The sequence below is a fragment of the Deltaproteobacteria bacterium genome (genome assembly GCA_018668695.1).
GTDB lineage: Bacteria > Myxococcota > XYA12-FULL-58-9 > XYA12-FULL-58-9 > JABJBS01 > JABJBS01.
In genome coordinates this window covers 14,305-29,015 of sequence record JABJBS010000228.1, presented here as the reverse complement: position 1 = coordinate 29,015, position 14,711 = coordinate 14,305, and the positions used below count along the sequence as shown (strand labels likewise).

The window sequence follows — 14,711 nt, the reverse complement described above, 5'->3', positions numbered from 1 at the left end:
GATATTCGCGCATCCAGGGGTGCTCGAGTCGTTCCGCTGGGCGTGCTTGCCCCGGGCGACGGTGAGGATACGAAAGAGACACTTTTGGATGCTGGCGCTTCAAGGGTACTGAACGAAACATTGTCTTTAGAGGAGTTATTAAATGGCTAATCGCAGCGCAGAAAAAACTCGGGTCACCAGTGAGACAACCATAACCTGTCGCTTGGTCCTTGATGGATCCGGCCATGTCCAGGTGTCTACCGGCATTGGGTTCTTTGACCACATGCTTACGGCCCTGGGAAAACATGCTGGTTTTGATGTCACTTTAAATTGCGAAGGTGATTTGCACATTGATGATCACCACACCGTTGAAGACTGCGCGCTAACGCTCGGAGCATGCCTGGATGAAGCACTGGGCGACAAACGTGGGATTCAGAGATTCGGCCACGCTTATGTGCCTCTCGATGAAGCGCTGGTGCGCGCTGTTGTGGATTTATCGGGGCGACCATTTCCATCGATTGAGATGAACTTGGTGCGCGAGAAGTTGGGTGAACTGGCTTGTGAAAACATTGGTCACTTTTTCGAATCGTTCGCCATTGCGGCCCGTATGAGTTTGCATGTGGATGTTATTAAGGGACGAAACGATCACCACAAGGCCGAAGCTGCATTTAAGGCTGTCGCTCGTTCACTGAGAGATGCTGTACGGCTTACTGAAAGTGGTCAGGTTCCGAGCACTAAAGGGGTTTTATGATGTCTGCGAAGACTCCAGTAGCAGTGGTTCGTACAGGGACTGCAAATCTTGCATCGGTATTGGCGGGGCTTCGCCGCGCTGGCTCAGAACCGTATCTGACCGATTCGGCAGAAGATATCTTGTCCGCACCTCGGCTGATTCTACCAGGTGTGGGTGCCTTTGCAGCCGCGATGGAGGCCTTACGAGAAAACAAGCTTGTGGATCCTCTGATGCAACGCATTGATGAAGATAAGCCAACCATGACGATTTGTTTGGGTTTGCAGCTTTTAGCGAAGTCGAGTGAAGAGAGCCCCGGTGAGGCGGGTTTCGGGATTGTTGATGCTGCTGTGAAGCGTTTCCCGACAACCGTGCGCGTTCCGCAGCTAGGTTGGAATAAGATTACGCCTGTTGGGACCTGTAAAGTTCTTAGAGAAGGCTATGTCTATTTTGCCAATTCGTATCGTTTAGAAGAGGTTCCACAAGGTTGGAGTGGCGCCATGTCAGACCATGCCGGTCCCTTTGTGGCTGCTCTCGAAAAAGGAAATCTTGTGGCCTGCCAGTTTCACCCTGAACTCTCTGGTGAATTTGGTGCCTCGCTCTTAGAACGTTGGGTGGAAGGTGGTGACGCATGTTGACCTCAAGAATTATCCCTTGCCTTGATTGCCGAGATGGCCGTGTGGTGAAGGGCATTAAATTTCAAGGGCTACGAGATGCAGGGTGCCCTGTGGAACTGTCGATGAACTACCAAGCACAAGGTGCCGATGAGTTAGTCCTACTGGACGTTTCCGCGACTCCGGAAGGGCGAAGCCACCAGCACGATACGGTTCGCGAGGTGCGTGAAGCACTCGGTATCCCATTGACCTGCGGAGGCGGTGTACGTGTGGCCGATGATGCTGGTCGTTTGTTGGAAGCTGGTGCAGATAAGGTCAGCGTTAATACCGCAGCGGTGACCAACCCCGGGTTGATTAACGAGCTGGCAAAACGCTATGGCAGCCAATGTACAGTTGTTGCTATTGATGCGGCCAGAAAAGATGGTGAAGAAGGCTGGGAGCAGGTTGTGCGCTCTGGCAAAGAGCGAACGGGCATCGATGTGATTGATTGGGCCCGAGAAATCGTTGACCGCGGCGCTGGAGAGATTTTGCTTACAAGCTGGGACCGAGATGGGACGCGTTCAGGCTATGAACTGGATTTACTAAGTGCCGTGAGTGAAGCGGTGACTGTACCGGTTATAGCTTCGGGTGGAGCGGCTTCGCCTCAGCACCTGATCGAGGCACTTAAGGCAGGCGGCGATGCTGTTCTTGCTGCTTCCATATTTCACGACGGCGAGTACACAGTACAGACGCTTAAAGAAGAGCTGCGGAAGGCAGGAATTGAGGTCAGACTATGATTATCCCCTCTATTGATTTGATGAATGGCAATGCTGTGCAATTGGTGGGCGGCAAGGAAATGGCACTTGATGCCGGTGATCCGAGGCCAATCGCCGAAAAGTTCGGCCGCGTAGGCGAAATCGCCGTGATAGATTTAGATGCAGCTTTATCACAAGGAAGCAATCGAGAGGTCATTGAAGACCTGTTGAAAATCGCTCCGTGCCGGGTTGGCGGTGGTATTCGTGACGTTGAGACTGCTCTTGATTGGCTAGATAAAGGCGCGTGTAAAGTCATTTTAGGAACGGCTGCAAGACCGGAGATTCTGAAGCAGCTTCCTAAAGAACGCGTTATCGCGGCGCTTGATGCCGTGAATGATGAAGTTGTGGTCGAAGGCTGGACAACGAAGACCGGGCAGAACGTAACCGACATGATGCGAGAACTTCGTCCTTATGTCGGTGGTTTTCTCGTGACCTTCGTGGAGCGAGAAGGTCGCCTTGAAGGAATGCAAGAAGAGCGGGTTCGAGCTTTGGTTGAAGCGGCCGACGGTGCCGAGCTAACGGTTGCTGGAGGTGTGGCAACTCCTGAAGACGTTGGACTGGTCGACAGGTTGGGCGCAGATGCGCAGGTCGGTATGGCGCTTTATACAGGGCGTTTCGATTTGGCTGACTCTTTGGCTGCTTGTATCAAAACGGACCGAGACGACGAACTCTGGACCACGGTGGTGAGTGATACCGCTGGCCGAGCGCTGGGGCTTGTGTATTCAAATCTCGATAGCTTGCGTGATGCCATCGTTGAAGGGCGCGGTACTTATTGGAGCCGATCTCGAAATGAACTTTGGGTAAAGGGTCTTACCTCCGGTGCAACCCAGAAGCTTGTAGGGGTTTCATTGGATTGTGACCGAGATGCCCTGCGCTTTGTTGTAGAGCAGGCAAACCCTGGATTTTGTCACGAAGAGACCTGGACATGCTGGGGCCCATCCAAAGGACTGCATGCATTAGAGCAAACAACATGGAGCCGAAAAGAAGAAGCTCCTGAGGGCAGTTACACGCGGCGTTTGTTTGAAGAGAGTGGTTTGCTCGGCGCTAAGCTCGTAGAAGAGGCGGGAGAACTCTCCGAGGCGGTCACGAAAGAAGATGTGGCTCACGAGGCTGCAGACGTGATGTATTTTGCGTTGGTGGCGATGGCAAAAGCTGGTGTGACCCTCGCTGATGTAGAGGCTGTTCTTGATGAACGGGCTCTGAAAGTTAAGCGTCGCAAGGGCGATGCTAAAGTTGCACTGGCTTAAGTGAGGTAAACGATGTTGGGACTTCAATATTTTAATCCAGATGCAGTGACGTCGCTTCGGCGTGAACCCGTTGACCCAGATACTTACATTGCCGCTGTGAAAATTGTGGAAGAGGTAAGAACCGGCGGCTTTGATAAGCTGGTCGAATTGGGCAGAACCTATGGAGATCTAGAAGAAGGCTCTAAAGTTCTCTATACCCGTGAAGATTTAGATAAGGCATTGTCTAAGATATCGGCCGACGACAGAGCTGTCTTGGAAAGAACGGCAGCTAGGATTGAAACGTTTGCCCGAGGCCAACGTGAGAGCCTGTCTTCATTTGAGATGACAATTCCGGGCGGCAAGGCTGGCCATCAACTCGCGCCAGTAACACGAGCTGGTTGTTATGCCCCGGGAGGAAGATTCCCGCTGCCATCTACAGTGTTGATGACTGCCGTCACGGCGCGCGTGGCGGGTGTTAAGCAAGTGGTTGTTGCATCACCTAAGCCAACTTCAATTACGTTAGCCGCTGCGGCGGTAGCGGGCGCGGACCAATTGATAGCGATTGGCGGGGCTCAAGCGATCGGAGCATTAACGTTCGGCGCTGGAGAAATCAGCCCTGTTGATGTGATTGTAGGGCCGGGCAACCGCTGGGTAACCGCTGCGAAAAAGTATGTCTCGGGTTTTGTTGGTATCGATATGTTGGCCGGGCCGTCCGAACTCGTTGTCTGGGCTGATGAGACGGTAGAGCCCAATGTGGTTGCGGCTGACCTCCTGGCGCAAGCTGAGCATGATCCCGACGCTCTTCCGATACTTATTACAACAAGTTCTAAGCAGCGTGATGCGGTGAATGAAGCCCTCATCAAGCAGCTCGAAATCCTCCCCACACGCGACACGGCAGAGAAAGCTGTTGAGAATGGCTTTGCGGTTTTAGCCGAGAGTAAGGCGGAGGCCGCTGAACTATGTAACCGATTGGCTCCCGAGCACTTGGAGATTCATTTAGAGGATCCGGGTGAAGCCAAAGAGATGTTACATCACTATGGTGCGCTCTTTATTGGAAGAGGAGCCGCCGAGGTGTTTGGCGACTATGGGGCTGGGCCTAATCATGTATTGCCCACGGGAGGCTGCGCTCGATTTACTGGCGGGCTCTCCGTGATGACATTCCTACGGATGCGAACCTGGATGGAAAGTTCAACGGTACTGGCTGATGAAATCATCAACGATACGGTGGCGCTTGCACGCATGGAGGGCTTGGAAGCCCACGCTCGTGCGGCCGAGAGTCGTAAGGTGTCGAGCTAGAACCTATAGCCTTAAGGTGTACGTTAAGTGTACATCGCTTGTACGTTCAGCGTATGCCGGTAAGCCCTTTAAGGCTTTCATCTCTTTTGGGGTAGCATATAAGATACTGTTTTTATTCAGCTAAATTGTTTTGGCCCAATGTGGCACGTCTCCTGCTTTGTTTAGAGTGTAACGCAGCACAACAACCTAAACGGGAGAGAGACAATGAAAGCAATTCAAACCATCATCACAGTCGTAGCACTTAGCATCGGATTTTCAGCGAGCGCCCAGGCCAGTGATATTGATGTCGATTACGTTCGAAACTATGACGGTGACACAGTGACCGTGAACTTGGTTGACCTCCAAGACATCGACCCCGACGGAACTTATTCGGCCCTTTGGTACAAAGTGGGCATCCGAGTCAGTGGTGTCGACACACCGGAAATGCGAGCCAAGTGTCCAGAAGAAAAGGTCATGGCAAAGCAGGCAAAATATTTCGTTCGAGACCTCTTGAAAGATGCAGAGCATATTGCAATTCGCGACATTTCACGCGGCAAATATTTTCGCTTGGTAGCTGACATCATTGTGAATCCAGGCACTCCGGATGAGTTGAATATCAAGGATGCGCTTTTTGAAGCAGGCCTTGCAGTTCCTTACTATGGAGGCCGCAAGACTCACAGTTGGTGCGAATAAGAAGACTTTAAATTTTAATCGAATAGCGAATGAAAAATAATCCTAAAATAGACATATACGAATAGTCAATAATCAGGTTCCCCCCCTGAAGTTGTACTGCAAAAAGAATCCTGGATGTCCCCCGCATCTGGGATTTTTTTTGCCCATAAATTGACCATGAATGCCATTTAAAGGCTTTTTGTAGCGATTCCACGAATACTTGGCCTGATGAAAGAGGGGGCTTTTCGAAGACTCGAGTGGGTCACGTCTTCGATGGTAAGACCGGTTTCTTGAATGCTTTTAAGCGTGTCCCTGGTTAGATGACATCCGCCCGCAAGATGTTTCCATACTGGCTCAATTCTCCCTTGCCATTTTGCCCGATTGGGATTGTCGTGAGCGTGCACATGTTCAAGAAAAAGTAATTTTCCACCAGGTTTTAAAACGCGAAATATTTCTTTGAGACTTTGCTTTGGGTTGTTCACGGTGCAGAGGACAAGTGTGGAGACGACCGTATCAAAGCTTATATTTTCGAAGGGTAAATCTTCGGCCTGCGCGCTCGCGGTTTCGAAATTGCCTTCGCCCAGTTCCTTGAGCTTATGGTCAAGCTGACGTTTCATTCCCGGATCTGGTTCTGTGATGACTACCTTTTCTACCGAGGAAGGGTAGTAGGGGAGGTTGACTCCCGTGCCACCGCCAATTTCCAGAATACATCCATGTGCTTGAGCAAGAAGTGCCTTACGCCATTGGCCGAGACCCGCGGCTTCGGTGTTTTTCATCAAGAGGTCGTAAATGGGGGCGAATAGCCAGCTCATGGGGGTCATCTCCGCTTTCGTCGCTAGGGTAGAAATCGTTACGAGGTCAGTAACTTAGCCCCTTATTGGGCCGAAAGCGATCGGAGTTTGTTGAAAACATTATCTTTTTAGTTGTAATCGTACGTTCGATTAATTAAATAAGAGACTCGGAGGAAACGATGGCACGACCAGCACAGGCAGACGCAGCACTTACCAAGCAGAAGGTTCTATCTTCTGCATCCGCGCTTTTTGCAGAGCTTGGCGAGGGCAACACCAGCATGCGCGCTATCGCAGGAGGCGCTGGGGTCAGCCTGGGTACTGTGCACCATTACTTCGGTAGCAAGGCGAAGCTTTACGATGCCTGCATCGATGCAATGTACGGCGAGTTGGGAAGTCTTTGGTCTGAATTACAAAATGAAATTCAGAACCTTGATGGGGTGGGTGCTCTGGTGGAACACGTCATTCGGCGCGGCTTTGGTTTTGCCCGACGAAACCACATGGCCATTCGCTTGGTGATGCGCGAGGTCGTCGACCACGGGGAAGTTTCGCAGGCCCGCCGAGAGCAGTTTGTCGATCCATTCTTTACGCGGATAACTCTGGCGGTTGGCGAGCTACTTGGCCGCGGTTCTGTGGAAACACGCCTTTTATGCCAAAGCGCCGTGAACCTGGTGGTTCGCTACGCTCTTAGCTCAGAACGAGAACTGGAAATAGTGACCGGGCTTCAGGGCGAGGCCTCAATGCTGGCCGTGGAATCGCACCTTGTCGAAGTCACACGAACCTTATTCGAAATCAAAATTAACTAAGGAAGACCACTATGTTTATTAAGCCTGATGAACTCAAGAACCTGCCACCCATGAACACACGTTACAAATTGGGTGAGACTTTAACCGAAGAACAATTGGCATTCTTAGACGCCTACGGATTTGTTCATTTCGAGGGTGTCGCTTCAAAGGATGAAGTAGAGGGTATCATCTCTGAACTTGAAAGAATCGAAGGCGAGTGGGCAACCGAAGAGCGAGATTCCATCAATGGAATTCCTTTATTTTGGGGCAAGGACGACCGAGGAGCAAAATTCCTTCAACGGTTTGCGTTCACCTCTCGTCACTCGAAGTTTATCAGTAAGTTTGTGACTCATAGCCGATTTGAGCCAATCCGCCGCCTTGTGGGCGAGGATGCGCGCATCGGCGAAGACGAAAAAGATGGTGTGGTGGTCAATCGATACATGAACGTCCCTGAAAGCATTCATCCTCGCTTGGGTTGGCACACTGATGGTCTGCGAGACCTCTGTTATCTGCGCATGCCGCAAAGAATGCTTAATATAGGCCTTCACCTCGACGACTGCGATACCTACAACGGTGGGCTTCGTTTATTACCGGGGAGCCATCGCCAAGGGTTTATGTCGATGTGTTTTAAGAAGCTTTATTTTCTTGATCACAGAAGTGACGACAAGGAAATCTGCGTGACGACAAAGGCCGGTGATTTAACCATTCATGATGGTCGTCTCTGGCACCGGGTAGCGCGTTCTAAACTGTATGGACAAGATAGCCTGCGCCGCACGATGTTTGTTCCCTACCTTACGGGGCCTTATGAGCCTAAAAGCAGTGCCAGCCGTACGCCGATTTATCACCATCTTGGAACTGCAATAAGAGCCACCAAGTCGAAGATTCAAGCAGCGTTTGCGTAAAGTATAAGGGCGAGAGAATTAAGACGGGTGTGTTTCAATCCAGGAAGCAATCTCTGGATAAATCTCGTACCGAGCGCTGCGCGCGAGCAGTAAATCAATGTGGCCGTAATCCCCGGCAAAACCATTGGCTTCACTGCATACAAGAAGCTTCTTATCTTCAGTGTTAATTTTATTGTAAACCTCAGCCACGTTTTCGATGGGTACAAGTTTATCCGCTGCGCCGGCCACGAATAAAACAGGCCGGTCGATGGTATCGAGATTTTTCCAGTAATCGCCTTGATGACCAGACCCTGCTTGGTCTTTAGACATAGTGTACCAGTTTGCGAATTGCTGAACCAGCCGGGTGGACACCGGTGAGAGTGCCACAGAGACCAAGGCTGATACATCTTGATGATTCATGAGGCTATGGTTGGCCAGGGCAGGGCAGGCTATGCGTTTGGTGATTCGAGGAAAGAGTTTCCCAACCAAAGATGCTGGGCGGTAGGGTGCCCATTTTTGAAGTTTGAGAATGGCCCTTAACGGAAAAATGAAATCGAGAAATGGATGTTGGTTCGCTGAGATACCCGGTGAGCCCACAGTCACAACCGCGCCAAAGAGATCACTGCGTCCGTTAATCATCGATGCATAGGCGAGCATTCCGCCCAAACTGTGGCCTATCCAGTGAACTCTCTGAGCTCCCGTCTCGGCCTGCACTTTCTTGATTAGAGCTGGGACATCTTGAAAGACAATATCGTTGAAGTTGTAGGTTTTACGCTTTTTCCAAAATTTACCGGTGTAGTGGCTCCGGCCTGCTCCCCGCAGTTCAGCAATCCATACATCATGCCCTCTTGCGCGTAGGTACTCCGCCAAATTGATTTCGTGTACCGGGGCATCCATGTTGTAGCGATTGGCACCCAGTCCATGCACCAAGAGGATAGGTCCCATCCTGGAACCACTGTTCTCAGGCGATTTGTGGTAAAGGGCAAGCTTCCACCCATCTTGAGTGTGCGCCCAAAAACGGCGACCACTGCTACGTTGCTCCGTAAGCGAGTGTGATGAGTTATGAAATGTTGTCTCTATAGCTTGAGACGGAAGTTCTACGACGATGTTTGACATCTTACTTTACAATCCAAGTCACTATTCTTGAAGACGCGGTCTTCGTCATTTGTGGTACATAAGATTACTATCATAGAGGAAGCGATTCGGCGAGTTCCCAGGCAACTTGCGATTGGAAAGGGAAGATTGGTGGTACCAAAGTGCGCCAATATGATGATTTTAAGACATAAAACCAAATTGCGACTTATTTTGGTATGACCCTTTGGAAGTACCCCTCACATTTCTTTACATCCGTATACATTTAGCTTGACGGATCGCGTACGAGTCGTGTTTCCTACGGCAGCATTTCTGCATGGGGGAAATTTATGAAGCATCTTTTGAGTCGGTACCTACCGATCTTTACGAGTCTTAGCGTCTTGGTGGGCTGCCAGTGCAGCGAAGGTCTAGACAGTATCAGTCCGGACCTGCCTAAGATTGACATCTGTGTGGCATCGGCCGATGGCGAAGGCGAGGTCTGCTACGAGGCACTTAAAGCTGCAACGCGGGAAGAAAATTGTTCAGCTTCCGGCGATTGTGTCTTGCCCGAACTGAATGCAGAGATTGGGCGTGTGGTTGCTGGGGAAAACAGCCGCCTGCCTGTGACCGTGAAGAATCTGGGCGATTCGGATTTGATTTTCTACAATCCAACGGTGGCAACTGGCTCCTCAACTCAGTTTAGAATTGCTCCCGGAGTGTCACAGGATCCTCAGGGTATCTACATTGTTTTAGAGCCAGGTGAGAACTTTGTATTCGAGGCGGAGCTACGAGGTAACCTATGTGGGCCTCAGACAGCACGCTGGGTTTTGACATCCAATGATGGGCGAGTGCCCGATGGCCAAGATGGCTTTGGTTTTGTTGGTCAACCAGACAACCCGATTTACCTAAATCTGACAGGAACTGTGGGAGGTCCTTGTTTATGCGCCATTGGTGCCACGAATCTCGATTTTGGTGGTGTCATTGTGGGAACTGAGTCAACGCAGCGTTGGCGTTTTGAATCGTGTGGCGATGAGGCAATCATGGTTTCTGAAGCGACGATTGGAATGGCGACGGGCGGTTCCGAAGTCTTCACCATCGCTGAAACGATATGGCCGGAATCAGGTTTGCTTGAGCCTGGTGAGGAAGGCGCGGTTGATATTCGGTACTTGCCTACTGTGATTGCACCTCCTGCGGATGCAGGGCAGCTTTGGCTCTACACGGATGTACCCACGGCCCAACCTTATTTTCCGGTTGATATTTTAGGTCGAGGACTCGAGAGACCTTCGTGTGAACTGGGTACATTCCCTGGGAGCATCGTTTTTGGACAAGCCGCAGCGGGTGCGTCCCATAACTTTCGGCTGTTTAACAACGGTGAAATTGCTTGTCGGGTGTACGATGCTCAAAGAACATCAGGCGCGACTGATTTTGAGCTGACCGGTGTTTTACCAACTCAAGAAGTCCCGATGGTTCTGCAGCCTGGCGAGCATATAGAACTCACGGTGCAGTTTTTAGGTGGTGTCACGTCCTATGTGGAGTCGATGTTCACGCTTTATGCAGATGACTCTTACGGTACACAGGTATCTACAGACCTTATAGCCACTGCGAACCCTCCGGTTGGAGATGGATGTGTCTTGGATGTGCAGCCAAGCTATGGAGACTTTGGCGACGTTAATATTGGCGAGATTCAAAACATCGGTTTCAATTTATCGAATTTAAGCGAGGGCGATTTCTTCAATGGCCGTTGTAATATTAACGATATTTACCTCGTTGCTGGAAACCAGGAATACCGCTTGGGCGATATGAGTGAGCTGACAAGCTTTTTGGGAATTCCACCCGGTGGCATGATGGATACGTCTGTTAATGTTTTCTTCGAGCCGATGAGCGAGGGCATCAAGTTGGAAACCCTACGTATTATTTCCAACGATATGTACCAGCCCACCTTAGATATCCCTCTTTACGGAAATGTCATGGGTTCGAGGCTTTGTGTTGGAGTGGATGGCGTGGCGCCGGCGACCGTTCAATGTGGACCATCTCAGCCCTGTGATAGTTTTGATTTTGGTATAGCGGGTCCGGGGACGACGGTTGATCAAGATGTGGTTTTAACAAATTGCGGAGCGGGTGTTTTAGATATTCGTGGAATTGAGATGGATGCTGCCAGCGCACCTGAGTTTTTAAAGGTATCGCCAAGCGGTGATTCATTACCGATGGAACTCGCGGCAGGAGAGAGCACAACGGTAAGAGTGCGGTATACCCCGTCGGAATCCGATGGTGATTTTGGTGCTTTCACCGTGCTGTCGAATGCTTCAGGTGCACAGGAGGCACGGGTTAATTTAAGTGGTAATTATGATGGTACCTGCACGCAAATTATATCTTGCAACCCCGTGATGACTCATTTTGGTACTGTTGAAGTGGACACAAGTGGCGTGCGAAGTGTCACTTGCACCAATTTTGGCACTGAGAGTTTAAATATTACTGACGTGGTTGTCACTGGCTCGTCGGCGATATCGATGGCGACCAATACCTATGCAACATTGCAGCCTGGTGAGAATGTAAACTTACAGTTTCTTTGCGCGCCGGTGGCAGGTGGTGTCCATCAAGCCGACATTCAGGTGCTCAGTGATGCCTGTGAAAACGCACCCTTTAATTTGAGTGCTCTTTGCAATGCTTATGTACCTGAAGTTCCCGATTGCATTGGTTCAGATGTGTATGAGCCACTTGAGAAATGGCGTTGGACCGGCACTTCAACTTATCCAGGGTACGATGATGTTTGGATGACACCCATCGTGATGAATTTAACTGACGACAATGCAGATGGTGTGGTGGACGTGATGGATACACCGGATGTTATCTTTACCGCGCTTGAAAGCAGTATGGATATGTTGGGCGGCGGAGGCGGCGGACAAGATGCTTTTTGTAACGCCAACAACGCATCACCGGCAGTGGTGATTGCGGTCAGCGGCGATGATGGTTCAACAATTTGGGAGTGGGGACGCTTGCCCGAAGGAGACCCCGCGGATCCTATGGCCCGAGCAATGGAGGCCGAAGCTCAGCTGGCAGCAGGTGATATTGATGGTGACGGACTCGCTGAAATCATTGGCGTGAAATACACGTACATTGCGCCCAATGAGAATTGCGAAATGACAGATCCCGGTTGCTGCATTCGCGGAAAGTTTGCCCACGGCTCTCTTTACGCACTTGAGCATGATGGAACTTTTAAATGGGAAAGTCAGTTGTGGCGGATGCCCGAATTTGTGATCGAGAATGGTGGCGGGCCTGCCATTGGCGACATGAACGGTGATGGATGGCCTGAGATTGCATTTGGCAATGCTGTGTTTAGTCATAATGGCCAGCTTTTGTTTGAGGGTACGACTTCGACAAGCGCAGATGGCGGCGATGGCGAAGGCGGTGCAGGGCACGGTCCAATGAGTGTTTTTGTGGATTTAAACGGAGATGGCACAAACGAGCTTGTCTCAGGAAGAACGGCGTTTAATTACGCTGGTGAAAAGATTTGGCATCGAGAAGATTTAGCCGATGGGCTTTCAACCGTTGCCAATGTTGACGCAGATTCAAACCCCGAAGTGATCTTACTGACAGCTTCTAACGACCTGCTGGTTTTAGAAGATGATGGAACAACACTTTATGGACCTCTGCATATCTCCAGTGGCCAGCTTAACGAAGACGGTGAAGACGAGGGATTCATCGCAACGAACCCTGCAGTTGGTGACTTAGACGGCGATGGCTATCCTGAGATTGTTATCTCAGCGACGAATTGGGTGTATGTGTTTGAGCATGATCTTACGCTTAAGTGGAAAGCTCAAAGCAGTGACCAAACAGGCGCGTCGGGGCCAACCACTTTTGATTTCGAAGGTGATGGCCGTGCTGAAGTTGTCTATGCCGATGAGGGCAACGTCTTTATTTGGGACGGAGTGGATGGTCACTTGAAATACCAAGCTGCTCGCGGCTCACGAACTATCTTTGATAATCCAGTAATAGTGGACGTGGACAACAACGGCCACGCAGATATTCTTCTGGCGATGGAATCTCCGCTGGGTGATGTGGGAATGCACGGTGTGATTGCCTACAGCAATGACAAGGAAAACTGGGTGGGGACCCGCCGCGTGTGGAATCAGCACAGCTACCACATTTCTAATATTTCAGAATCGGGAATCGTACCGGCATTCGAGGGAGCCGGTTGGATAGAACACAATGTGTATCGGTCGAATGTTGTGCGTTGTGAATAGATAGGTTGGAGGCGACGACTCCTTCGTTGAGTGCAAGGCATGTGGGGGATTGGGGGGAACAGGTTGCCTTGTCGCATCCGGATAGGTGGGGGAACCATGTCCGGCGCGTGCTCTCAACGAAGGAGTCTACGTGCCCTGGAAGGGGCTTTTCGCATCTCCTGAGGTCATCAGGTCACCGGGGGAAGCGACCTAAGGGATGATTGACGTAGCATTCAAGCATCCAAGAGTGGCAAAAGTAGTTCGGAGTGGAACGTCTTTTGAACTCTTACTCTCTTACACTTCTAAGGTTTGCATGCAGCGTGCCAACTTTGTTTTTGGCAATATTTACCCAATTTGAGCTTGTTTTGAGTCGTTTTGGACCTCTAAGAGTTTCCCAAGACGCAGATCAACTAAAAATATGGCGGATCACACCGATTGTAATCCGCCGTTATATAATCGCCCGCCATTATTTTTGAAGCCTTAGCCATTATTTTGGTGGAGTCAGTTTGCTTGAGTAGCCGGGGGTGGTTAGAGTGCAGCGACCGCTGATGGAGTTTTAGAATGTCCGATAGACCTCGCATGCTTATTTACGGTGCCAATGGCTACACTGGTCGTCTGATTGTCCAGCGTGTTGTCGCTCTCGGCATGCAGCCGGTGCTCGCCGGGCGTAATATTGAAGAGATCCCCAGCCTGGCTCAAGAAGTAGGGCTCGAGTGGCGCGTTGTAGATCTCTCAGATCCGAATAAGCTCGACGAAGTTTTGGAAGGCATCACGGTGGTGATTCACTGCGCTGGTCCTTTTAGCCGCACCTATCTGCCGATGGCGGCTGCTTGTATCCGTTCGAAAGTGCACTATCTTGATATCACCGGAGAAATTGTCGCGTTTGAGGGCCTGAAGGCTATGCACAACAAGGCTAAGAAAGCAGGGGTGATGCTTATGCCGGGGGTGGGCTTCGATGTCGTGCCTACGGACAGCTTAGCGGCTCATTTAAAGAGGCGGTTGCCGGATGCGAGCCGTTTGACTCTCGGCTTTATGGGGCTTGGAAGCATTTCACACGGTACCGCAACCACCATGGTTGAGAATTTACACGAAGGCAGTGTTGTTCGAGAAAATGGTGCCTTTAAGCGTATTCGCTCATGTGAGCGGGTGAAAACCATCGATTTTGGCTTGGGTCCAAAGTTATCCATGGCTATTCCGTGGGGCGATGTTTCGACCGCCCACCACACGACGGGCATCCGTAATATCGAAGTCTACACGCCGATTCCCAAGGGAACGCGTCATTTGCTGCGTGCATCGGGTTATATGGGCTGGCTCTTAGGCGCCAAACCTCTCCAGAGTCTTCTAAAAACGTTGATCGATAACCAACCGGCTGGGCCTGACCAAGAGACCCGCGATAAGGGAAGCTCTTATATTTATGGTGAGGTTAGCAACGATTCCGGTGAGGTAGCTATCTCCCGAATGGTTACGCCGGAAGGTTATAACCTCACGGTTTTGGCAGCGGTGGCCATTGCGGATCGGGTCATGCGCGGCGGATTTGATGCAGGCTATCAGACCCCGGCGGGCCTTTATGGGCCGGATATGATTCTAGAAATAGATGGTGTGAAGCGATTTGATGTTTCTTAAGTAATATTAAGCGCTTCGACAAGTGAAGAGTTGCTTGCGATAGCCTTCTACCTCCC

12 protein-coding genes are annotated in these 14,711 nt (G+C 50.7%); 10 read left to right on the top strand and 2 right to left on the bottom strand.

Translation table 11 applies throughout. The annotated features are described in order from the left end of the window. Positions 1-142: 142 nt before the first annotated feature. From hisB to HOK28_11990, 6 genes are all read left to right on the top strand, one after another. Positions 143-730 (top strand): imidazoleglycerol-phosphate dehydratase HisB, encoded by a 588-nt coding sequence (gene hisB / locus HOK28_12015; GenBank protein ID MBT6433814.1) that lies wholly within the window; start codon positions 143-145, stop codon positions 728-730. Further along, entirely contained in the window at positions 730-1,344 is a 615-nt protein-coding gene (gene hisH, locus HOK28_12010) for an imidazole glycerol phosphate synthase subunit HisH (protein MBT6433813.1), read from the top strand. The genes hisB and hisH overlap by 1 nt, the downstream gene beginning before the upstream one ends. Continuing rightward, positions 1,338-2,096 carry an imidazole glycerol phosphate synthase subunit HisF gene (hisF, locus tag HOK28_12005; GenBank protein MBT6433812.1) on the top strand — a complete coding sequence of 253 codons (759 nt, stop codon included), beginning with the start codon at positions 1,338-1,340 and terminating at the stop codon, positions 2,094-2,096. The genes hisH and hisF overlap by 7 nt, the downstream gene beginning before the upstream one ends. Next, positions 2,093-3,361, top strand: a complete 1,269-nt coding sequence (hisE, locus tag HOK28_12000; GenBank protein MBT6433811.1) for a phosphoribosyl-ATP diphosphatase — start codon at positions 2,093-2,095, stop codon at positions 3,359-3,361. The genes hisF and hisE overlap by 4 nt, the downstream gene beginning before the upstream one ends. A 12-nt stretch (positions 3,362-3,373) precedes the next feature. Beyond that, the gene (hisD, locus tag HOK28_11995; GenBank protein MBT6433810.1) at positions 3,374-4,636 is read left to right on the top strand and encodes a histidinol dehydrogenase; all 1,263 of its coding nucleotides are present in this window, start codon (positions 3,374-3,376) and stop codon (positions 4,634-4,636) included. Between the two features lie 204 nt (positions 4,637-4,840). Then, entirely contained in the window at positions 4,841-5,308 is a 468-nt protein-coding gene (locus tag HOK28_11990) for a thermonuclease family protein (GenBank protein ID MBT6433809.1), read from the top strand. 167 nt (positions 5,309-5,475) lie between these two features. On the opposite strand, the gene HOK28_11985 is transcribed toward HOK28_11990, so the two are convergent. Continuing rightward, positions 5,476-6,099 (bottom strand): class I SAM-dependent methyltransferase, encoded by a 624-nt coding sequence (locus HOK28_11985; GenBank protein MBT6433808.1) that lies wholly within the window; start codon positions 6,097-6,099, stop codon positions 5,476-5,478. Positions 6,100-6,257: 158 nt separating this feature from the next. Here HOK28_11985 and HOK28_11980 point away from each other — a divergent pair, with 158 nt between their 5' ends. Beyond that, complete coding sequence (locus tag HOK28_11980) at positions 6,258-6,881, top strand: TetR/AcrR family transcriptional regulator (GenBank protein MBT6433807.1); 624 nt, start codon at positions 6,258-6,260, stop codon at positions 6,879-6,881. An 11-nt stretch (positions 6,882-6,892) separates the two neighbouring features. After that, positions 6,893-7,762: a phytanoyl-CoA dioxygenase gene (locus HOK28_11975; protein ID MBT6433806.1), complete on the top strand. Its 870-nt coding sequence runs from the start codon at positions 6,893-6,895 to the stop codon at positions 7,760-7,762. Positions 7,763-7,780: 18 nt separating this feature from the next. On the opposite strand, the gene HOK28_11970 is transcribed toward HOK28_11975, so the two are convergent. Next, positions 7,781-8,857 carry an alpha/beta fold hydrolase gene (locus tag HOK28_11970; protein ID MBT6433805.1) on the bottom strand — a complete coding sequence of 359 codons (1,077 nt, stop codon included), beginning with the start codon at positions 8,855-8,857 and terminating at the stop codon, positions 7,781-7,783. Positions 8,858-9,162: 305 nt separating this feature from the next. Between HOK28_11970 and HOK28_11965 the strand changes: the two genes are divergently transcribed. Next, entirely contained in the window at positions 9,163-13,053 is a 3,891-nt protein-coding gene (locus HOK28_11965) for a choice-of-anchor D domain-containing protein (protein ID MBT6433804.1), read from the top strand. Positions 13,054-13,593: 540 nt separating this feature from the next. Next, the gene (locus HOK28_11960) at positions 13,594-14,655 is read left to right on the top strand and encodes an NAD(P)H-binding protein (protein ID MBT6433803.1); all 1,062 of its coding nucleotides are present in this window, start codon (positions 13,594-13,596) and stop codon (positions 14,653-14,655) included. Positions 14,656-14,711 lie beyond the last annotated feature (56 nt).

Excerpts from the sequence above, each read along its gene's own strand:
- hisB (MBT6433814.1), top strand. The coding sequence starts at position 143 with ATGGCTAATCGCAGCGCAGAAAAAACTCGGGTCACCAGTGAGACAACC.
- hisH (MBT6433813.1), top strand. The coding sequence starts at position 730 with ATGTCTGCGAAGACTCCAGTAGCAGTGGTTCGTACAGGGACTGCAAAT.
- hisF (MBT6433812.1), top strand. The coding sequence starts at position 1,338 with ATGTTGACCTCAAGAATTATCCCTTGCCTTGATTGCCGAGATGGCCGT.
- hisE (MBT6433811.1), top strand. The coding sequence starts at position 2,093 with ATGATTATCCCCTCTATTGATTTGATGAATGGCAATGCTGTGCAATTG.
- hisD (MBT6433810.1), top strand. The coding sequence starts at position 3,374 with ATGTTGGGACTTCAATATTTTAATCCAGATGCAGTGACGTCGCTTCGG.
- HOK28_11990 (MBT6433809.1), top strand. The coding sequence starts at position 4,841 with ATGAAAGCAATTCAAACCATCATCACAGTCGTAGCACTTAGCATCGGA.
- HOK28_11985 (MBT6433808.1), bottom strand. The coding sequence starts at position 6,099 with ATGAGCTGGCTATTCGCCCCCATTTACGACCTCTTGATGAAAAACACC.
- HOK28_11980 (MBT6433807.1), top strand. The coding sequence starts at position 6,258 with ATGGCACGACCAGCACAGGCAGACGCAGCACTTACCAAGCAGAAGGTT.
- HOK28_11975 (MBT6433806.1), top strand. The coding sequence starts at position 6,893 with ATGTTTATTAAGCCTGATGAACTCAAGAACCTGCCACCCATGAACACA.
- HOK28_11970 (MBT6433805.1), bottom strand. The coding sequence starts at position 8,857 with ATGTCAAACATCGTCGTAGAACTTCCGTCTCAAGCTATAGAGACAACA.
- HOK28_11965 (MBT6433804.1), top strand. The coding sequence starts at position 9,163 with ATGAAGCATCTTTTGAGTCGGTACCTACCGATCTTTACGAGTCTTAGC.
- HOK28_11960 (MBT6433803.1), top strand. The coding sequence starts at position 13,594 with ATGTCCGATAGACCTCGCATGCTTATTTACGGTGCCAATGGCTACACT.